Source organism: Niallia sp. WK069_GA_01, assembly GCF_983173855.1.
Map to the genome: position 1 here is coordinate 4695116 of NZ_OZ470138.1, position 20202 is coordinate 4715317.

General features: G+C 36.2%; 19 protein-coding genes. 1 reads left to right on the plus strand and 18 read right to left on the minus strand.

What is annotated here, in order from left to right; genetic code table 11:
• Positions 1-243: 243 nt before the first annotated feature.
• From cshA to AC5LWL_RS21910, 5 genes are all read right to left on the minus strand, one after another.
• Complete coding sequence (gene cshA, locus AC5LWL_RS21890; protein WP_493436261.1) at positions 244-1728, minus strand: degradosome RNA helicase CshA; 1485 nt, start codon at positions 1726-1728, stop codon at positions 244-246.
• Positions 1729-2725: 997 nt separating this feature from the next.
• Positions 2726-3433 (minus strand): alpha/beta hydrolase, encoded by a 708-nt coding sequence (locus tag AC5LWL_RS21895; RefSeq protein ID WP_493436262.1) that lies wholly within the window; start codon positions 3431-3433, stop codon positions 2726-2728.
• A gap of 156 nt (positions 3434-3589) precedes the next feature.
• A complete protein-coding gene (locus tag AC5LWL_RS21900; protein WP_493436263.1) occupies positions 3590-4933 on the minus strand; it encodes a protoglobin domain-containing protein in 1344 nt (447 codons plus the stop codon).
• Between the two features lie 165 nt (positions 4934-5098).
• Positions 5099-6469 (minus strand): UDP-N-acetylmuramoyl-tripeptide--D-alanyl-D-alanine ligase, encoded by a 1371-nt coding sequence (locus AC5LWL_RS21905; protein WP_493436264.1) that lies wholly within the window; start codon positions 6467-6469, stop codon positions 5099-5101.
• 117 nt (positions 6470-6586) lie between these two features.
• Positions 6587-7660 (minus strand): D-alanine--D-alanine ligase, encoded by a 1074-nt coding sequence (locus tag AC5LWL_RS21910; RefSeq protein ID WP_493436265.1) that lies wholly within the window; start codon positions 7658-7660, stop codon positions 6587-6589.
• 1076 nt (positions 7661-8736) lie between these two features.
• On the opposite strand from AC5LWL_RS21910, the gene AC5LWL_RS21915 reads away from it, so the two are divergent.
• On the plus strand, positions 8737-8979 hold the full coding sequence (locus AC5LWL_RS21915) for a hypothetical protein (protein ID WP_493436685.1): 243 nt from the start codon (positions 8737-8739) through the stop codon (positions 8977-8979).
• A gap of 129 nt (positions 8980-9108) precedes the next feature.
• Here the strand turns inward: AC5LWL_RS21915 and AC5LWL_RS21920 are convergent, their stop codons facing one another.
• The 13 genes from AC5LWL_RS21920 to AC5LWL_RS21980 are packed head-to-tail and all read right to left on the minus strand — an operon-like array spanning position 9109 to position 20181.
• On the minus strand, positions 9109-9810 hold the full coding sequence (locus tag AC5LWL_RS21920) for an ATP-binding protein (protein WP_493436266.1): 702 nt from the start codon (positions 9808-9810) through the stop codon (positions 9109-9111).
• The gene (locus AC5LWL_RS21925; RefSeq protein WP_493436267.1) at positions 9807-10289 is read right to left on the minus strand and encodes an ECF transporter S component; all 483 of its coding nucleotides are present in this window, start codon (positions 10287-10289) and stop codon (positions 9807-9809) included. Before AC5LWL_RS21925 ends, AC5LWL_RS21920 begins: the two co-directional genes overlap by 4 nt.
• Positions 10270-10866, minus strand: coding sequence for a cob(I)yrinic acid a,c-diamide adenosyltransferase (locus tag AC5LWL_RS21930; RefSeq protein ID WP_493436268.1), 597 nt, complete (start codon positions 10864-10866; stop codon positions 10270-10272). The genes AC5LWL_RS21925 and AC5LWL_RS21930 overlap by 20 nt, the downstream gene beginning before the upstream one ends.
• Positions 10867-10883: 17 nt before the next feature.
• On the minus strand, positions 10884-11324 hold the full coding sequence (locus tag AC5LWL_RS21935) for a bifunctional adenosylcobinamide kinase/adenosylcobinamide-phosphate guanylyltransferase (protein ID WP_493436269.1): 441 nt from the start codon (positions 11322-11324) through the stop codon (positions 10884-10886).
• Positions 11273-11899: a histidine phosphatase family protein gene (locus AC5LWL_RS21940; RefSeq protein ID WP_493436270.1), complete on the minus strand. Its 627-nt coding sequence runs from the start codon at positions 11897-11899 to the stop codon at positions 11273-11275. The genes AC5LWL_RS21935 and AC5LWL_RS21940 overlap by 52 nt, the downstream gene beginning before the upstream one ends.
• A complete protein-coding gene (gene cobS, locus AC5LWL_RS21945) occupies positions 11857-12651 on the minus strand; it encodes an adenosylcobinamide-GDP ribazoletransferase (RefSeq protein ID WP_493436271.1) in 795 nt (264 codons plus the stop codon). Before cobS ends, AC5LWL_RS21940 begins: the two co-directional genes overlap by 43 nt.
• Positions 12648-14156 (minus strand): cobyric acid synthase, encoded by a 1509-nt coding sequence (locus AC5LWL_RS21950; protein ID WP_493436272.1) that lies wholly within the window; start codon positions 14154-14156, stop codon positions 12648-12650. Before AC5LWL_RS21950 ends, cobS begins: the two co-directional genes overlap by 4 nt.
• Positions 14153-14731 carry a bifunctional adenosylcobinamide kinase/adenosylcobinamide-phosphate guanylyltransferase gene (locus AC5LWL_RS21955; protein WP_493436273.1) on the minus strand — a complete coding sequence of 193 codons (579 nt, stop codon included), beginning with the start codon at positions 14729-14731 and terminating at the stop codon, positions 14153-14155. The genes AC5LWL_RS21950 and AC5LWL_RS21955 overlap by 4 nt, the downstream gene beginning before the upstream one ends.
• Positions 14689-15789: a threonine-phosphate decarboxylase CobD gene (gene cobD / locus AC5LWL_RS21960; protein WP_493436274.1), complete on the minus strand. Its 1101-nt coding sequence runs from the start codon at positions 15787-15789 to the stop codon at positions 14689-14691. Before cobD ends, AC5LWL_RS21955 begins: the two co-directional genes overlap by 43 nt.
• The gene (gene cbiB / locus AC5LWL_RS21965; RefSeq protein ID WP_493436275.1) at positions 15764-16729 is read right to left on the minus strand and encodes an adenosylcobinamide-phosphate synthase CbiB; all 966 of its coding nucleotides are present in this window, start codon (positions 16727-16729) and stop codon (positions 15764-15766) included. Before cbiB ends, cobD begins: the two co-directional genes overlap by 26 nt.
• A 3-nt stretch (positions 16730-16732) precedes the next feature.
• Positions 16733-18193, minus strand: coding sequence for a heme ABC transporter ATP-binding protein (locus AC5LWL_RS21970; protein ID WP_493436276.1), 1461 nt, complete (start codon positions 18191-18193; stop codon positions 16733-16735).
• Positions 18186-19253 carry a FecCD family ABC transporter permease gene (locus tag AC5LWL_RS21975; protein WP_493436277.1) on the minus strand — a complete coding sequence of 356 codons (1068 nt, stop codon included), beginning with the start codon at positions 19251-19253 and terminating at the stop codon, positions 18186-18188. Before AC5LWL_RS21975 ends, AC5LWL_RS21970 begins: the two co-directional genes overlap by 8 nt.
• The gene (locus AC5LWL_RS21980; RefSeq protein ID WP_493436278.1) at positions 19219-20181 is read right to left on the minus strand and encodes an ABC transporter substrate-binding protein; all 963 of its coding nucleotides are present in this window, start codon (positions 20179-20181) and stop codon (positions 19219-19221) included. Before AC5LWL_RS21980 ends, AC5LWL_RS21975 begins: the two co-directional genes overlap by 35 nt.
• Between the last annotated feature and the right edge of the window lie 21 nt (positions 20182-20202).

Sequence of the window (20202 nt, forward strand, 5' to 3'; positions counted from 1 at the left end):
CCCTCTTTCGTAAAATGTTTATTTGTTTTATAGTATATGCAAATTTCTTCAACATAAAAAAGGCACAGAAACGCTAGTGCTAGATATCCACGCCAGACTTCAAAAGCTTATGCTTTCTTACCAAATAAAAAAACCCATGTGAGGCTGCACCCTCACATGGGTTTTCAATAAAATCATTCTAATCGTCACCATCAATAGACGCTTCCAATATAGTGTACAGCGACTATTCTATCTTATTTTTCCTTAACGATAGGAATTTGATTTTGAATTTGAATAGCTTTTATTATTTGTTTGACCTGTTCGTTTATTACTATATCCTTGGCGTTGACGAGAAGCGTTATGATTTTTTTGGGATTTGTCTTTATAACTGCTATTATTTTTATCATAAGGCTTGCGATCTCGTCTCATAGGAAGCGATTTTTCTTCTGTTAACTTAACTGGTGTTGTATCTGGTTCCTTTGTCAACATTTTAAGAACAGCCGCAACAATAGTTCTCGGATCTTTTTGCGCTAATAATTCATCAGCACTTTCTTTATATGATTCGATATTATTCTCATCTACCGTTTGCATAATCTTCTCTATTACCGCTTTTTGTTGCCCTTCTAATGCTTGATCAACAGTAGGAGGAATCATTTTTTCCATTTTTCTTTTCGTTGTTTTTTCCACTACTTGAAGATAGGATCTTTCACGGTATGTTATAAATGTAATAGCTACTCCCTCTTTACCCGCTCTGCCTGTTCTTCCGATACGGTGAACATAGCTTTCTGGATCTTGAGGAATATCGAAATTATACACATGTGTTACACCGGAAATATCTAATCCACGAGCCGCTACATCTGTTGCCACTAAAACATCAATGGCACCTTCTTTAAATTTACGAAGAACAGACATACGTTTCGCCTGACTTAAATCTCCGTGAATTCCTTCTGCTGTATATCCTCGTAAATTCAATGCTTCAGAAAGCTCATCAACACGACGTTTTGTACGACCGAAAATAATCGCTAACTCTGGTGCTTGAATATCTAATAATCTTGTCAAAATATCAAATTTTGTTTTCTCTTGTGATTCAATATAATATTGTTCGATTAACGGAACAGTCATTTCTTTTGCTTTTACTTTTACTACCTGTGGTTCTTTCATAAAACGCTCAGCCATTCTTCTAATAGGGGCTGGCATAGTGGCAGAGAATAAAAGAGTTTGTCGCTCTTCTGGTATTTTTGAAAGAATTGATTCAATATCATCAATAAAGCCCATGTTTAACATTTCGTCCGCTTCATCTAAAATAACTGTTTGCACATGATCTAAATGAAGTGTTTTTCTGTTAATATGATCTAAAATACGACCTGGTGTTCCAACAATAATATGCGGATTTTTCTTTAATGCACGGATTTGACGGCTAATATCTTGACCACCAAAAATTGAAAGGACTCTTGTTCTTTTTCCATACCCAATTTTGTACAACTCTTCTGATACTTGAATAGCAAGTTCACGTGTCGGAGCAATAATAATTCCTTGTATAACGTCTTTTGACAAATCAATTTTATCTACCAATGGCACACCAAACGCTGCTGTTTTTCCAGTACCTGTTTGTGCTTGACCGATTAAATCTTTATTTTGAAGGCTTAAAGGGATCGTTTCTGCTTGAATAGGTGTCGCTTCTTCAAACCCCATTCTTTTTAATGATTTCATCGTGGCAGCACTAATACCTAAATCTTGAAACTTTACCAATATATCCAATCTCCTTCTAGTCATTAAAAATATTCACACGAGTAGGTATTTCCATCTTACTAAGTTTTATATGTACCCCATTTTTTTATTAACGAAACATATTAAATGGCGTTATTTTTTTAATCCACTTTATCCACTATTCCCCATACAATTAAATAAAAAACTAAACAAGTTTACATATAAGATATGAAAAGTTTTGAGGAATTCATACATCCCTCATTTACTTTGAGTGGAGAACTGGAGGCTATATGCTTATTTGTCAACTATACATAGCATGAGATACTGTAAAATTGAGTTCTTTTTTAGAGGAAATATTTCAAATGACATCCATTTTTTTTGAGTTTACAGCTACTGTTTTCCAGTTAGCCAAATACAAAGAAATTTCTTGCGTGTAATCTGACGTTACGAAATTTCTCTCTATTTGACAACTTAAAAGCCAAATCACTAAAAACAGATTAACTTCTCATTTAACTCTAGGTCTGTTAGCTACAATGCTGTTATTCATAAGAATCAAACATCTAAAAATCAGCATAATAATAGTACAAAACCTAAATTTCAAAAATCCTTATACAACATATATATAAAGTTAATCTTTATAAGTATGTCCAGTATTTTTAATTTTTCCCCTTTATACTTTAAAAATAATCTTATCACTTACATATTCGCTTTGCAATAAAATGACATCTATACAAAAGAGTTCTTTTCTTGAAAATGAATGCGCCTCTTTTCCATTAACTATTTTATTCTAAAAGGAAAAAAAGGGAACCTAGCGATAATGTAAAAAAAAAATTATGAAGCTTGCTCATTTTCTTAGAGGAGATGTAAAGGTTGTTTTTTAACATTTTTCTTCCGAGCTGTTCAAGGCGCTTGCGCTTTTCTATTGTCTAGCTTCAGCGCCTAGCTCTGGGGAGTATTGCCCCATACTTCACAAGTGATATATAGGGTTATCAAAACGATTCTAATTTTGATTAAGAAGGTTCACTGCTTACGCAAAAAATTAAACTGTTTCTTCTTTTTGAGATACAGTTAAAAAGGCGAGGATTTCTGAAAATAATCTTTCCTTTTCGATACAATGACAGATTAAATGATCAGATTCCTTTATATAGAGAAGTTTTTTTTCTTTCGCACAGATTGCCTCGTATAAATAACACGTGCTTTTTACTGGAACCAATCCATCGTTTTCCCCTTGTGCAATAAATGTAGGCACTTGCACCTTGCAAAGCAATGGGCGAATATGATGCACTAGCTTTCTAAATTGAACAGTAGCCATTATAGGGGTCGTTTTTATTTTTTTTATATAGCGGATAAATAGTTCATTTTTTGTTATTGCGCCCTTCCAAAAGTCACTGGCCATGTATTTAATTTCTTTCCACATTTGAGGAGGGTTTACATAGTATGCTGCTGGACTTAATAGAATTAATTTTTTCACAGGATAATGAATTGCTAAATAACTAGCTATTAATCCACCCATTGAAAAACCAATCACGAAAACAGTTTCTTCTTTTTGCAAAAGACTTTTCAGTTCATTTTCAGCATGTTCTATCCATTCATTAAAGCGAATTCCTTGTAACTGAAGTTTCTCCCCATGGCCTGGCAATGTTGGAATTACACATTTCCAATTCGTGTATTGTTCGAGAAAATTCACTAATGGCTTCACTTCCATTGGTGATCCAGTAAACCCATGAAGACATAAACAAGCAACCATCACCAACATCACCTTTCTACATAAAATGAATAGAGAGACTCGCTTCTCCATTCTTCCTTCAATTGGTCAGTAAACAAAATTTTGATTAAACAGCCTAGAAAACTCTTTAACACAATCTCCATTTTACACAATAAGTGTAATTTTATCCACTATTATTCACTTATCCTCTATTAATTTAAGAGAAAGCTGATGGTTTACTTCATTTAACTGCTCAGCCATTTGTGCCACTTGATAAGATGCTCCTGTTATTTCTTCAAATGTTCGTTGAAACTCATCTACTATTCCATGAAAGTTTTGAATTTTTTCAGAACTGTGCTTTACACTGTCCACTGTATTACTTAAAGTCGAAATAATTTTTTCATTTACCACTTTTAACAGACTAGCATCTTCTGCAATACGGTTATAACTGGATTCAAACTTGCCTACCGTTCTTTGAACCATGCTGATTTGTCCATGAATATTATCCAACGACTTTTGCGTTTCGGTTGCAAGCTTTCGCACCTCTTTGGCCACTACAGAAAAGCCTTTGCCATGGATTCCTGCCCGTTGTGCCTCAATCGCGGCATTTAATGATAATATATTGGTTTGATTAGATATCCCCCTGATTGTTTGAACAATAGCACCGATTTCTTTTGAGCTTTCCGTTAGATGCTTGGTTAAATGCTTGGTCTCCTCAATTAAAGTAACCACCTCATCTACTTGTTCTAAGGAGGATGCTACTTCTTGTTTTCCTAATTCGACTTCGCTGAGTGTATCAGTAGAAATCGTATTAATTTCGTTTATTTCAATTAACATTTGATTTACCAAGTTCTCTTTATCTGAAATAGCAGACGTAGTTTCCTCCGCCCCTGCTGCTAATGTTGCAGCAGAATCATCCAATTGCTGTTGCAATGTGTGGATTTCATTTAATTTCATCATGGAAGACGTATATGATTCTATATAAGTAGAGATTCCTATTTGCATATCGAAGGAACATAGTTTTTGAAAAGAAAGATATAAAGATTTAGCTTTGTCCAGCGGCAGCTTCTCATTTGTTAAAATAACAAACATTTCATTTTGAATTAACGTATATGCACCAATATACCACTCTGGAAACAGTTTAATTTTGTTATGGATTTTTCCGATCCGAATACGGTTTTCTATATACCTTTCATCAATTTTCCCTGATACCATTTCTAATAAATAGTGAGTAAGTGTTTTTTTTAAGCGGTCAATGGTGGAATGTTCATTAATGATATTTATTAAGTGAGGAATTTGCTGTAAATTTCTATAAAATGCCGTAACGATTCTATCAGCATTTTTTTCCATAATTGGTCTAAGCTCAATCAAAAACTCCATATCCTGCTCTGTTAAACCTACAAACTTTGTTTGAACAGATAAATCTTGGTTATTAATAGTTAACTTTAAGTTTCCTTTATTGTTCGAGTTAACATTGGATGAATGGATCGATTCCTTGTCTCCTTTGTTACGATGCAAAAAGCCAAATGGACAACCAGCCATTACTAGCCTCCTATTCCAAATTAATTTCTACCTATAATCCTAGTATAAAGTATTTTCTTTCGACAGAGTTCGATAATATCTGAAAAAATTGTGAATTTTCTAAAAAAAATAATTAAGACTTCCACCAAGGCGAAAGTCCTAATATGTTTCTTTTTATCGAATTGTTTATTGAAGTGCCTTTACTACTTCTTCTAGCTTCATTCCTCTTGAGGCTTTTACTAAAACGACCGTCTCCTCGTCCACTACTTCTTTTAATGCGTGAATGAGCTCTTTTTTTTGTAAAAACGCCATAACCTGCTTTTCAGGGAGAAGTGTTTTTGCTCCTTTGGCAATAAATTGTCCAAGCTGTCCATAAGTAAAGACATAATCAATAGCATCCCCACAAATACTTTTTCCAACTTGTTCATGATAAATTTCTTCATCCGTACCCAGTTCTAACATATCACCAAGAACCATCACTTTTTTCTTAAAACCAGGAAGATTCTTTACTACATCAATAGCTGCCAACATAGAAGTAGGACTGGCATTATAAGCATCATTTATTATGTGGACACCTTTTTTTCCTGTTAACAATTCCATTCTCATATTGGTTAATTTTAACGTTTTGAATCCTTCATCCATTTCTTCATAAGAAATAGCAAAATAATCTGCGACAAGCATCGCTGCTAGCGCATTCAATATATTATGCTTACCAAGAATAGGAAGATCAAAGACTCTATCTGATTCATTTATTTGAAAACAGCTTCCATTTTCCCTTGTCTGAATAGTGGTTGGATATAAATCATTATTCGTTTTTATTCCGAATGTTTTTCTTTCCAGACATGTTAGCTTTGTTATTTCGTTTGAAAGCAATGGCTCATCTCCAAAATAAACAACTCTGCCCGTTGGTTTTAGTCCATTAATAATTTCTAATTTGGCTGCAGCAATTCCTTCTCGTGAGCCTAAATCAAGTAGATGTGATTCTCCGATATTTGTAATGACTACTACATCCGGCTCCGCTAGTTTTGTTAGAAAATCAATTTCTCCTCTACTGCTCATTCCCATTTCAAGAACCGCAATATCAGTGTCTTCTTGTAAATTTAGGACCGTCAGTGGCAGCCCAAGATGATTATTATAGTTTCCTTCTGTTTTTTGCACCTTATATTTTAATGACAACAAATTTGTCGTGATATCTTTAGTAGATGTTTTCCCATTACTTCCGGTAACCCCTACAACTTTTACTCCTAGTTCATGACGATAACTTTTTGCTAACTGCTGAATGCTTTTCAATGGATCTTCTACATAAAGAAGTGGTAAACCTTTGGGTGGATTCGGAACATCCTTTTGCCAAAGGGATGCAGCAGCCCCACTGTTAATGGCAGCTTCTACAAATCGATGTCCATCCACTTTTTCTCCTTTAAAGGGAATAAATAAATTGCCCTTTTCAATTTTTCTGGAATCAATTGTAATACCATGAATCTCAATATTCTCTGCCCCTTCTATTCCTTCTTCCACACCCATCATTTGAGCAACTTCTTGTAATGTACGTTTAATCATCTTAATCCCTCCAATCTCCATATGTTCCATTATGTAATAGTTGATAAGGTAGCTTTCAAAAAACTACAGATTGAAGCTTGCGTAATAATTACGCAAGCCTTTTTAGCATTAACTTTATTAAATCGTGTATTTTATCATTTGTTTCTCTTCATGTCTCTCAAGTGCAAGTTCTACTAGCTTTTCAATTAAAGCGGAATATTCTAATCCGCTATGCTTCCAAAGAAGAGGAAACATGCTAAACGGCGTAAATCCAGGCATTGTATTCACTTCATTAATATAAACATTTCCTTCTTTTGTTAAGAAAAAGTCTGCACGAACCAACCCAGAACAATCCAATGCTTTAAATGCTTTTATAGCATCCTCTTCAATAGAGCTATATTCTTTTTCTGTAATAGCTGCAGGAATAATTAAGGCTGTATCTCCATCTTCATATTTTGCTTTATAATCATAAAAGTCTTTTTTAGGCATTATTTCACCTGCAACTGAAACTTGTGGCGTATTGTTGCCAAGCACTCCTACTTCTATTTCTCTTGCGGTTACACCTTCTTCGATAATAATCTTTCTGTCAAATTGAAACGCCTCTAGAAATGCAGCATCCAGCTCTTCACGATTTGTACACTTGCTAATTCCAACACTTGATCCGAGATTAGCCGGTTTCACAAAACAAGGATAACCTAACTTCTCTTCCACTTTTTTATATGCAGACTCTTTATCATTGTTCCAATCATTTCTAATAAAGGATGTATATTTCACTTGGGGAAGACCAGCAACCTCAAAGATATTCTTCATAATTACTTTGTCCATCCCTGCTGACGATGCTAACACACCGTTTCCAACATAGGGAAGATTTAATAATTCTAATAATCCTTGTACTGTCCCATCTTCTCCATTTGTACCATGCAATAATGGAAATATTACATCAAAAGAGCGATCTTCTGTTGATTGAAATAACTGGGATGAAAGGGTTGTTGTCTGCAATTCATTTTTGGATTGAAACGCCAGCTGCTGAACATTCTCAACAGGTCCTGCTAATTGTTCTCCCTTAATCCATTCCCCATTTTCCGATATGTAAATAGGATGAATTTCAAATTTATCTGTATCTAATGCTTTTATAACGGCCATGGCCGTTTGCATACTAACTTTATGTTCAGCTGATTTTCCACCATATAATAAACCAAGTTTTGTCTTCATTATAAGTACCTCCAATTTATCAATCACACTTGTTTATTTTACCACTAGAACGGCTTCTTTAAAAAGAAGAATCCTCATTTGGTTTTTTCTTTTCATCTAATTGCAATAGTTTGAAATGTTTGTTATTAATCTATGTGTGAAAAGGTAATCTGGTAGCTTATTCGCTTTGTAGCATATAAGAAAAGTTCCAGTAACATTGGCTAGCCTGAAAAGTGGTGTTCAAAATTGTTCCGCTTGAGTCTATTTCTATAAGGTGGGTGTTTTTACCCGTTCAGCAACAGCAACTAATGGATCAAAACAGCTTGACTGAAGTGGAAGGTGCGATTGTCCTGTTGAATTAGCGGATTAGGTGAGACCCCTCAGGCGCAGGCTCATCGCAAGCCCCCAGAAAAACAATTCCCTATTTATAAGGAATAATATTAGCAAAAAAACTCCCTAAAAGATTAATCAATCACTCTTTTCTAATTGTCTACACCAAGTTATAGCATTACATGAAGAGGAATTTATAACGGCGAATTTTGAGATACTAAACACTAGACCAATAACTCCCTAAAACAAATTTTTAAAATTCAGGAGTCTGCCCCCACTATGGTAATGCTTTTCGTGCACTAGGGAACGGCTTTCGAATTTTGGTTTTTGGTCCTGATTCACTCTTTATCGGACAAACTCCCCTCTTTTCTCTGCTGTTTTTGTCCTGATTCATCCTTTTTGAATCTAAACAGGTAAAATAAACCAATTAAAAAGCTACTTAATGTTTCACAGGATGCTTCTGGATAATTTTAGATAATCAACACTCTTGATATATTCTAATAAAAATAATAAGAACAACAAAGGAGTAAAGGATAACGATATTTAATACATATATTAGAGTGGAAATGAAAAAGGAAGGACGTTTTATAAGAAAATACTTTCATTTTGGCAGTATTCATATTATCTTCATTTACGATAATTAGTCTTGCAAATGCATAAGACAACGAAACGAAGATTACTTGCAAAAACCTCCACTCTGAGACGTCTAGCCCCTTTAAAGAAGTATGAGGGAAAATAAACCAATTAGTGAGGTTGTCGATATGGAAATCAAATGGAAGAACGAAGATATTATTTTTGATACACTGTGGGAATCGGAAGTATGGGCAGACTCGATAGCAAACGAAATATATGGAAGAACTATTGATGGGTACATAACTCCTGACTATAAAATAGCTTTCGCCCTGTCATTTTTTTTAGGTTCAGTTCCTAATTTCATAGTTCATACAGAAGAAAAGATAATAAAAGACTCCTTTCTTTATAAGGTTTGGATAACCACTGCCCTTGATTAAGCAAAAACCTTCTAAGTTCGTCAAACTTCAAGGTTTTTTTATTAATGTTCCTCTTTCCATTGGCTCTCAAGCTGCTCCTTACTTTAAACATAGAAACGGTCTTCACCAAGGGAGAAGGCCGTTTCTATGTTAATTAATATGTAAGTCGTGAAAAAAAGTAGTGGTTAATCTTCTAATTTCTTCTTCCTCTGTTTGTTCATACTCTATGAGAAAACAAGTCGATGGGCCGGCGGATTTTTCTATATCAAGTGTACAGGAAATTCTTCCGTTTATAGGATCTCTTAATAACACGGACAGCTCATACAAAATCCCCTTTGATCCAACAGGCTGAAGATTGTACTTGTTTAATCTTGCCAGTTTGTAAAATAAGGATAACGGAGCAATCTTATCCGGATTTTCTACTACCTCACTTCCAACAAGCGGCGAACCAATCACTGCTATTTTGCTTGTTGAAAAGGGCATTTTTCCAACAGATTCACTTTTTCCAAGAACTGTAATTCCAATAGCGGACTGTTTTAAAGAAAAATTACTTTCTGTACTTCCTGTAATTGTCAACTTCTTTGTTAATTCTAATTCTGCTATCCCTTTTTCTATTCCATACAAAAGCTGCTGCCACGCTTTCTCTCCACAGAAATTTTGCAGAATAACCGAAAATGGAATTCCGCCTGCTGCAAGGCATTCCATCACTGCAACACGAAAAGAGAAATAAGCTACTGTTTCATAGGAAGCCTCTACTATATCCTCCTCTTTCATGCCGATAGCACCACTATTATCCGCCGCAATAATAATCTTTTCCTGTGCATTAAAAGGAATTATTTGAACATCTCTCATTGACTGATTTTCCTCCACAGTGAAGTAGTCTCAAGTCTTGCTAACAACAAATAAGCAACAGCAGCATTGATCATTGCACTTAGAAATAAAGAAGGAGTAATCATGAAATAAAATGCTTTGCTCATAAGAAAAAGAAAAGGAAGAGGCAATATAATACTATTTGCAACAATAAAAAAGCAATAAGCCATATATTTTTTGCCAATTCGGTACAATAAAGAAAAAAACAGTACTAATAAGAACATTTCCACACAAATTATAAAATGAAAGGATCCAAGGGGAAAACCAGCTAGGAAAGCAGATAAGAGATGGCCGATTCCAGCAACAACACCTCCGCTAACTCCTCCTAACATAACACCTGCTAATAAACTTGGAAAACTATCTAATGCCACACTGCCAACCATTCCAGGTATTTTTATAAATGCCCCGACAGTTGATAGTGCAATAAATAACGCAAGGATACTAATTTTCTTGCCCTTCATCCTGTTTTTTTCTCCCTCCTCGAAATACTTTGGCACTTCGTTCATATTCTACATCTGCTACATGGCTCCGATAATTAATCACTCTCGCCAACGCAAAAAAATAATCAGATAAACGATTTAAATACTGCAAAGGAAGATCAGAAACAGTGGGATCCACCTTTTTCAAAGAGACAACTAACCGTTCTGCTCTTCTTGTCACTGTTCTTGCAATATGGATGCTGCTTGCAGCTGGAGTTCCTCCTGGAAGAATAAACCTTTCTAATTTTGGCGCCTCTTCGATAAATTGATCAATTCTTTTTTCTAAATACTCAATCGCTTGAGCCGTCAGCTTTAATGGTCGATCCTTTAAAACACTGGCCAAGTCACCTCCGCAATCAAAAAGCTCATGCTGAATCTTTTCTAAATCACGAATAATATCTTTAAACGCATCTCCTTCTAATTGAGTGACAGCTTGGCCAACAAAAGAGTTCACTTCATCTACTGTGCCATAACTTTCGATACGAATATCATCTTTATCTACTCTTCCTCCAATAATACTCGTTTGCCCTTTATCTCCTGTTTTCGTATAAATCCGCATTCAAACTCCTGCCTTCCTCATTTTAATTGATCATGTAATCCGTACCAAACAACATCAACCCGATCAGCCATTCTCACAGCTTCCTGAAAGATTCTGCCTGTAACATCACGCCACAATCTATCTTCTTTTTTGATTGGTACAATCCCTTTGGTGATATCACTGCCAATCAAGATGACTTGATGGTTGTCTCCACTATTCTCCCAGTCCTTCAGCCTTTTAAAGAATGTATAAAAATAATCGTATATTTTGTCCTCTTCCAAGGTCATTATCTTATGTCGTATCCAATATTCGATACCCTCCAACAAGAGAAAAGGCTTTGTCACTTCCAGTAAATCCTCTATATCTTCCTTGTCATAAAAACGAACAACTTTCATCTCTTCCTTATCAAACGTTAATTGATAAAAGTTTAATGCCCATCTTTTCTTTCCATTAAAGCTGCCTCCTGTAATAAAGTGCATCTCTCTCTCCTCCTAAAGCAATCGCTGTCCTCCCATATCAATTCATAACCACTATCTATTGCTACTGGATAATCAAAAAAATCTCTTTTATCCTTTCCGTAGCGATGCAGCAAATAACGAATAACTCCACCATGTGTCATAATTGCTATATGTTGTGCAGCAGCACTAGCTTCCATTATCATCTGCCAGCCTTGTTCTATTCGTTCTGTAAATGAAGCAAATGATTCTCCACCAGGAGGAGTTGTGGTAAATGGATTACTGATCCAATTTCGGTAGATAGAGTCGTTTGCTAACTGCTCATATGTTTTCCCTTCCCATTCTCCAAAATTCAGTTCGCGAAAGCAGGATGATTCTGTTATGTCTTTATCAGGAAAAAGGGAAGCAGCACTTTGTTTTGCCCGTAGCAAATCACTAGAAAAAAGTCGTTTGTAATAATGAAAGTTGAGTGACTTTGCTTTTAATTGATTAATCCCTTTTTGGCTTAACGGGCTATCCAGCCAGCCAATATAGGCTTTCTGTTCATTCTCTTTTGTTAACCCATGACGAAATAATGCAATAACCACACGACTGCCCATAATATAATCTCCGTCCCTTCCACTGCTGCTCCCAGCAAATCTCCCGTTAATCCACCGAACCATTTTACGATTTTTTTTGCCAAAACGAAAAAGCTTACTCCACTGCTTATCAATAAAAACAAAACATCTACAAATGCTGCTTCATAAAAAAAATACACCAGCACTAAGCTTATAGCTGCATACCCTGAATAAACCGCAGTAATGTTCCCGCTGACGGCTTTTTTAAAAAAAGAACCAAGACCATCTTTTTTCGCTTCTGGAACATGGATTAAAAGAAGCCCCATCACCATTTTGGAATAAAAAGGAATGAAAACAAGCAGAAAGTACGTTTCAGGCTGTATATTGTTCATCGTTTCATACACAAAGAAAAACTTTGCACTTAATAGCACGATAACAGATAAAACACCAAAGGCACCAATACGCGGGTCTTTCATAATCTCTAAACGTTTCCCATGATCTTGATAAGAGAAAAAAGCATCACTTGCATCCATCCAGCCATCAAGATGAAGACCACCTGTAAATACAATCATAAACAGCCATAGAAAAAAGGAAACAGCCAGAATGGAAAATGGTGTAAGATGAAGCAAACCATATACTATACTACTGTAGAACACCCCTTGCAGCAGTCCTAATACTGGAAAAGTACGGACACTGCTGTTTACATATTCCTTTTCCATTGGCAGCGTCTTATGAATCGGTACTGCAGTGAAAAATTGCATATTTAAGAGAAACCCTATCCATACTTTTTTCATCGGTTTATTCCTTCAAACATAATTGTCCACAGCTTTTCCCAATTTAACTGACGCTTCATTTTATCTGCCAATAAATCGAAGCGTTTATCCTTCATTTCTTGAATAAATACCGTTTCTTTTAATGCGTATCCCTTTTCTTTACGAAGACCGTTCAGCCAAATGCTTCTCCATTCATCGTTATGAAAAAGGTGGTGCAAATACGTTCCAATTACCTTTCCATTATCCATAAAGCAGCCATCTGCTTTTCCATTGGATAAACGTAAAAATGGAACCACCTGATCATCTGCTTGCACTGTTGTATCACCTAAATGAATTTCATATCCATTTATTAGCTCTCCAGCTATGCCAGTTCCGGAAAAATAATTTCCTTCTACTCTTGTCGTTATCTTCTTTTTATTAAAAAAAGTAGACGCAGGAATAATATTTAAACCTTCTGCTTCATTGCCTGAGATGCCACTATCTGTTCCAAACGGGTCATGGAGTTCCTTGCAAAGCATTTGAAATCCTCCACAAAGCCCCATGATTGTTCCGCCTTCTTGATAAAAGACCTGAATTTTTTCTGCTAATCCTGTTTCTTTTATTTTTGCTAAATCATGAATGGTGCTTTTTGTGCCAGGAATAATTACGGCATCCGGATAACCAAATTCTTCACCTGTTGCTACAAGTCGTATCGTCACATCCTCTTCAAAATAAAATGGTTCTATATCACTATAGTTTGAAATAAAAGGAAGCTTTACAACAGCAATATCCAAGCTGACTCGCACACCGGATGGTCTTTTTTCTTGAAAGGACAGAGAGTCTTCACCATCAATCATATGGTTTTCTATAAAGGGAAGCACACCCAATACAGGTATCTTTGTATTCTCTTCTATCCAAGTAATTCCGTCTGCAAATAAATCAGGGTCTCCCCGGAATTTATTAATAATGATTCCTTTTACACGATTCCGTTCCGTTGGAGACAATAAAGCGAGTGTGCCAACAATGCTGGCGAATACGCCGCCGCGATCGATATCTGCCACCAGCACAACTGGAACATCCGCCATTTCCGCAACCTTCATATTAACTAACTCACGTGATTTCAAATTAACTTCAACAGGACTTCCAGCACCCTCCATCACAATCGCGTCGAATCTTTCTGCCAAATAATCCAATGATCTTTGAATAACTGCTAACCCTTTTTCATAAAATTGATCCCGATATTGCTTCCCTGATACTACTTGCTCCACCTTGCCAAGCAAAACAATTTCTGCATGCATATCAGAACGGGGTTTTAATAGAATAGGGTTCATCCAAACGTTTGCATCCACTTTTGCAGCTTCTGCTTGAATTCCTTGTGCTCTGCCAATCTCTTTTCCATCCTTTGTTACATAGGAGTTATTTGACATATTCTGTGATTTAAATGGAGCCGTCTTCACCCCTTCATTAACTAATATTCTGCACAATCCTGTTGCTATTAAGCTTTTTCCTACATCAGAAGAGGTGCCTAACACCATAATTCCGTTCATACTTGTCTCCCCTCTTTCTTTCTTATCGGAATTCCGCTATCCACTAGATATGCTTCGTCTGCTATGTGTACAAAGGTTTGATGCAATCTGCCTAGCAGTCTGCTATACGTTATCAGCAGGGGAGTTTGAAGTGCTTCATATGTCACTTCATTACTAACGATAAGGAAGATAGAACAGCTTTTGCTTAATGATAAAACCGCGGCTTCTATTTTACCCTGCAATTCTTTCAGCATTTGTTCATTCCATTCCTGTTGTTCACCTTGAAAAAGTTCATTGCTGACCAATGTTGTTAAACAATCAACTAATAGAACATCCTGTTTATGAAAGCTGGACAGCAATTCTTGCAAATCTGACGGCTGTTCCCATGTCTTCCATTGCCTTTTCTGCACAGCACGGATTTTCTGATGACGCTCGACTCGTTCTTTCATTTCATCATCCGTTACTACACCTGTTGCTAAATAATGAAGCTGCAAATTGTCTTTTTCAGCATATTCCATCGCCAGCCTTTCAGCAAAGGAGGTTTTCCCGCTTCTTACTCCGCCTGTAATAAAAATGAATGTCGATTGTTGACCCATTTTTTGATAACTCCTTGCAAATGCTCATTTTCTTGTTCATTTTTAATAGCAAACCGCAGCCATTTACCGTTTAAGCCAGGATAATTATAAGTGTGCCTTGCAACAATTCCCTCTTCTAATAAGAACTGAAAAAACGCTTTTTGATCATCTAAAGTTGGATCCTTTAGCAAGTAAAAATTAGCATGTGAATCAGTCATCTTAAATGCCAGCTTTTCATAAAAGATACGAAGTTTGTTTTTTTCTGTTTCTATGTAGTGAAGCGTATCCGTAATAAAATTCTCTTCCTCTAGTAAAAACAAGCCTGCATGCAAAGCAATATTATTTACACTCCAATGTGTCTGCTGAGAAGCTAATTTTATAATTATCTCTTTAGCCGCAATGGTATAGCCCAATCGAATGCCAGGAATGCTGAACATCTTCGTCATGGATCGTAAAATAAGCAAATGGGGTGAATGCTTTAATTCAGGTACCATATCCTCATAGCCTTTTACAAAATCATAAAATGCTTCGTCTAAAATCAGTAAGCTATTGTTTCGTTTACATGCCTGCAATAAGGAGAGTAGCTCTTTTTTCTTGTAATAAATGCCTGTTGGATTATTGGGATTGCATAAAAAAACGGCATGAACACCTTTTAACGAAGCTTCCAAATCTTCCATATTCAGCATCCAATCTGTGTCGTTCACTATGTAATAAGACACTTCGCAGTTATTCACTTTACAGACTTGTTCATATTCAGAAAAAGTCGGCTGAATAAGCAGCACTTTTTTGCCAAACAGCATTCTGCCAATTAAGGAAATTAATTCTGCTGCACCATTTCCAAGCAGAATTTGCCCTTCTTTTATGTTTTCTTTTTCTGCTATTTTTTTAACTAGCTGCCTTCCTTTTGGATCAGGATAATACTGGATCGTATTATATAAACTGGTCCATTGATTTTTTAACGTTTTAGGAGGACCCAACGGATTAATATTCGCACTAAAATCGATAAGCGCATGCGGAGGTTCTATATCCATTTGTTCATATAAATAGTAGGGATTAGCTCCGTGTGATGGCAAATTCAATCAACAAACCTCCAATCCATAAAAAAGATAAAAAGAATAATGTCGCTTTGGTTAACAGCTTATTGCTCTTTATGATATGTGCTTTCTCAAGCTTTACTTTACATTTGCCCATTTTGGCACGATTAGAAATTTCGCCTTTATAATAATTAATTCCCCCTAATTGTACACCTAATAAGATGGCAGCTGCTGCTTCTCCCCAGCCGCTGTTTGGAGAAGGATGTTTTTTGGCATCCTGAAGCAATGTGCACCACCCTTCCTTGAATGAATAGAATGGAGAACGAATACATAAAAGCAGCAGCCATGCCGTGATCCTGCTTGGCAGTAGATTCACTACATCGTCTAGTTTTGCTGAGAAATAGCCAAATTGCCCATATCTTTTATTTTTATATCCAACCATTGAGTCACAAGTATTAACAGCACGATAAAGGAGACTAAGAGGAGCTCCTCCAATAAATGCCCAAAATAATGGCGCCGTTACTCCATCACTTGTATTCTCTGCCACTGTTTCTACAGCACCACGTACAATTTCCTGTTCAGATAAAGTTTCCGTATCTCTTCCAACAATATAAGAAAGCTTTAAACGCGCTTCTGGAAGGTTCTTTTTTAATAAAGGTTCATATACTTCAAGCGCCGCATCTTTTAGACTTTTCTGAGCAATAGTAGTCGCAATAAGGCAGCTTTCCACCAAAATCCCGATGCTAAAATGAATTTCATAGCTTGCAAATACAATCAAAAATGCTGTGGTATACGTAATCCCCAATACGAGAAATAGCATACATAACCCTTTTGATTTCCGATTATTGCCCTTGTTCCATTTCTTTTCTAATTTGGCTATCAGATTGCCCATCCATTTCACAGGATGGGGCCAGCTTGGCGGATCACCAATGATTTTATCGATTATAACAGCAATGGTTATGCTGATAAGGTGGGAAATGATCATAATCTAAAACCTCTTGCTTCTTTTTTCTAATGCTTTCATTAAGCATTCTGCTACACCTGTTGCAATTAATTTTCCTAATCGTGTAATAGTCCCTGCAAACTCTAATTCCGCTCCTTCTTGAGTTGCAGCTATTAAAATGCTGTCTGTTGATGTGCCAGTTGCAATCGTACCCGTTACAGGATCAATCACTTGTTGATTGCGAAGCACACTTGCTTTTGCCTCTGTTGCTGTCATAATGCTTTGTACATATGCCTGTTCCGAAATCTCCCCATTAATAAAAATCCAAATATTAATGGTTCCAGGAAGAAGATGGGAAGGGTGCTCCTTGCTATTTGCGGCATCAACCGCATTTCCAACGCCTGCTGTAACAACGATAAAAACAGAAAAATCTTCTTCTTTATATGTATGATAAGCAGCATCTTCCACATAGACTGCCGTCATCATGCCAACTGTCTGTTCAGGAACGAAATGGTGTGCAAGCAAATAGTGCTTCATTTCTTGCTGATAATCATCACATTTATATCTTTTATCAACATGTCTATTAACAAAGCTTGTATACCAACCAATTCCAGCTCCTGTCACTCCTGATGATATTGTTTTTAATGGCTTAGGTGAGGACAGTGCAATATAGTTGGAAGAAACACGTAAATTTTTTTCATCAATTAATATCTGACTGCTTTTTGTTTTTTTTCGGGGCAATAAGACAAGCTGTGGTGCTGCGGTCTGCGGATGCATTGTTTGTTTCACCTTCGTTTTGTATACCTTCTCTATTTTCTCTTCTTGAAGAACCTCAGCTGGATTAGAATCCACCACGATTTCCCCTTCATTTAGCAGCAGAAGTCGATCACAATACAAACCAGCTAAATTCAAATCATGAAAGATGCTGATAATGGTCAAATTCTTTTCCTGACTCCATTGCTTCAAATTATCCAATAACTCTTTTTGATAAGATAAATCGAGATGATTTGTTGGTTCATCTAGTAGTAAAATTTCAGGTTCCTGTGCCAATGCTTGTGCCAAATAAACTCTTTGTCTTTCTCCTCCAGATAATTCTTGAATCGATGCATCCTGAAAATGTGCGATTCCTGTAATCTCCATTACTTCTTGCACTATTTTCTCATCTTCCATGCTCCACGACTGCAGAAATGTCTGTTGATAAGCATATCTCCCAAGTGCCACTACTTCTTTCACTTGATAGGAAAAAGACTCATGAGCATGTTGAGAAAGAACCGCCACAATTTTTGCTAAATCTTTTGCTGTATATTTCGTTATTTGCTTATCTTTTATGAAAATTCCGCCTTTTTCACTCTTAAGAATTCCGCTTATCAGCTTTAGAAGCGTCGTTTTTCCACTGCCATTTGGACCTAATATACCTAGAAGCTCTCCTTTTTTTACAGAAAAGGAAAGCTCAGAAAGAATGGTTCGGCCAGTATATTGAAAAGAAAGATTATTTACTTTAAGCATTCTTTTTATTCCTTCCATTTCTACGATTTAATAATATTAATGCAAAGATTGGTGCTCCAATTAACGCTGTGATCACACCAATTGGCAGCTCTGTTGGAGAAATAATTGTTCTCGCAACTAAATCCGCTAAAATAAGAAAACCACTTCCTATTATCATCGACAGCCCCAACAAATGCTTATGGTTTGGTCCTGCTAAAATTCTGACTAAATGCGGGATAACTAAACCGACAAAGCCTATCGTTCCTGAAACTGCCACAGCGGCACCTGTTAAGATCGATCCTGCCAGCAAAATGATCATTTTTCTTTTTTGGACATTTACACCAAGATGCTGTGCTCGTTCTTCACCAAACGCCAATGCATTTAATTCTTTCCCCTGCAGCAGCAGCAAACCAGATCCCATAATAAAAAAAGGAAGGATAATTTTTATATAAGCCCATCCTCTCATGGAAACACTGCCAAGCAGCCAACCAATAATCTGTCTTAATTCATCTCCTGTTAATGCAATCATTAACGAAATAAAAGCACTTAAAAAGGCACTGAAAATAATTCCAGTTAAAATAATTGTTTCGACACGCATCATTGGATCCATTTTTTTCGCAAAAAGCAACACAAAAAAAATCGTAATAAAGGAACCAAGAATACTTAGGAGTGGAAGTGTGAATCCCCCAACGAACGGTATGCTCACTTGAAAAAACAACGTCATCACAGCCCCCACAGATGCTCCAGATGAAACACCAAGTGTATAAGGATCTGCCAGCGGGTTTCTCAGCAGCCCTTGAAAAGCAGCACCTGCTATCGATAAACTTGCTCCAACCAATCCTGCCAAAATCACTCTCGGTAATCGAATATTTTGCACAATATTAACAAACATTGGATCAACATTTTTTAGTAGATCAAAAGGAACAATACTGCTGATAAGTATTTTTACTACATCCGTTACAGGTATAGAGACGGTACCAACTGAAATAGCTATTATGATCGAAAAAAGGAGAAAAAAAGCGGCATATAAATAAGCCGCTCTCTTTTTATTTAAATACGTCTGGATATACTGCTTTTGCAAATTCTTCTACCCCTTTTACTAAACGAGGGCCTGAACGACTAACTGTATCAGAGTCTACATCTACTACTGCTTTGTTTTTTACTGCAGTAATATCTTTCCAGCCTTTTCGTTTAGAAATTGTTTCAGCAGGATCTTCTGTTGCATAACTGCCGTAAGTAGTAATAATTACATCTGGGTTTGCTTTAATAATCGCTTCTTGATCTACTTGAATCCAACCTTCTTCTATTACAACATTCGTGGCATTAATTGTATCAAGCATCTCTTGCATAAATGTATTTTTTCCTGTTGAATAAATGCTTGGTTCTCCACTTATTTCAACATACACAGATTTTTTTTCATTATCAGCAATTTTAGCAGCTTTTTCTTTTATATCGGCTAGTTTATTTTTCATTTCTGTGATAAGTTGTCCTGCTTCTTTTGTTTCTCCTGTTGCTTTTCCAATCATTTCAATACTATCATAAACACCTTCAAAATTTGTTGCATCATTTACAACCAATACATCAATTCCAGCATCGCGCAGCTGTTGTAATCCTTCTTTTGAATTATGCGCACTAGATGCATGTGCTAGTACCACATCTGGTTTTAATGAAATAATTTTTTCGACATTAAACTCCATGCCGCCTACTTTTTCAATCTTTGCTGTTTCTGCCGGATAATTATCATAATCAGAGACTCCGACTAATTCTTTTCCTAATCCCAATTCAAAAGCAATTTCCGTATTGCTTGGAATTAAAGACACGATCTTTTCTGGATCTTTATCTATTACTACGTCCTCTCCAAGAGCATCTTTAATAGTTACCGGAAAAGATGCCTTTTCAGTGGAAGCATTATTGTCTGCTGTGTTGTCATTCTTTTGCGTTTCACCACAACCAGCAAGCACTCCAACTGCTAAAAGAAGTGCAAATAATAAAGTATAAATCTTTTTCATTCTCGTTCCGCCTTTTCAAAA

Bases quoted from the DNA above. Each gene is read 5' to 3' on its own strand.
- AC5LWL_RS21940 (WP_493436270.1), bottom strand. From the start codon at position 11,899: ATGGGCAGTCGTGTGGTTATTGCATTATTTCGTCATGGGTTAACAAAA.
- AC5LWL_RS21895 (WP_493436262.1), bottom strand. From the start codon at position 3,433: ATGGTTGCTTGTTTATGTCTTCATGGGTTTACTGGATCACCAATGGAA.
- AC5LWL_RS21910 (WP_493436265.1), bottom strand. From the start codon at position 7,660: ATGAAGACAAAACTTGGTTTATTATATGGTGGAAAATCAGCTGAACAT.
- cobS (WP_493436271.1), bottom strand. From the start codon at position 12,651: ATGAAAAAAGTATGGATAGGGTTTCTCTTAAATATGCAATTTTTCACT.
- AC5LWL_RS21920 (WP_493436266.1), bottom strand. From the start codon at position 9,810: ATGAGAGATGTTCAAATAATTCCTTTTAATGCACAGGAAAAGATTATT.
- AC5LWL_RS21950 (WP_493436272.1), bottom strand. From the start codon at position 14,156: ATGAACGGAATTATGGTGTTAGGCACCTCTTCTGATGTAGGAAAAAGC.
- cbiB (WP_493436275.1), bottom strand. From the start codon at position 16,729: ATGATCATTTCCCACCTTATCAGCATAACCATTGCTGTTATAATCGAT.
- AC5LWL_RS21900 (WP_493436263.1), bottom strand. From the start codon at position 4,933: ATGGCTGGTTGTCCATTTGGCTTTTTGCATCGTAACAAAGGAGACAAG.
- AC5LWL_RS21925 (WP_493436267.1), bottom strand. From the start codon at position 10,289: ATGAAGGGCAAGAAAATTAGTATCCTTGCGTTATTTATTGCACTATCA.
- AC5LWL_RS21935 (WP_493436269.1), bottom strand. From the start codon at position 11,324: ATGCACTTTATTACAGGAGGCAGCTTTAATGGAAAGAAAAGATGGGCA.
- AC5LWL_RS21930 (WP_493436268.1), bottom strand. From the start codon at position 10,866: ATGCGGATTTATACGAAAACAGGAGATAAAGGGCAAACGAGTATTATT.
- AC5LWL_RS21955 (WP_493436273.1), bottom strand. From the start codon at position 14,731: ATGGGTCAACAATCGACATTCATTTTTATTACAGGCGGAGTAAGAAGC.
- AC5LWL_RS21970 (WP_493436276.1), bottom strand. From the start codon at position 18,193: ATGCTTAAAGTAAATAATCTTTCTTTTCAATATACTGGCCGAACCATT.
- AC5LWL_RS21905 (WP_493436264.1), bottom strand. From the start codon at position 6,469: ATGATTAAACGTACATTACAAGAAGTTGCTCAAATGATGGGTGTGGAA.
- AC5LWL_RS21980 (WP_493436278.1), bottom strand. From the start codon at position 20,181: ATGAAAAAGATTTATACTTTATTATTTGCACTTCTTTTAGCAGTTGGA.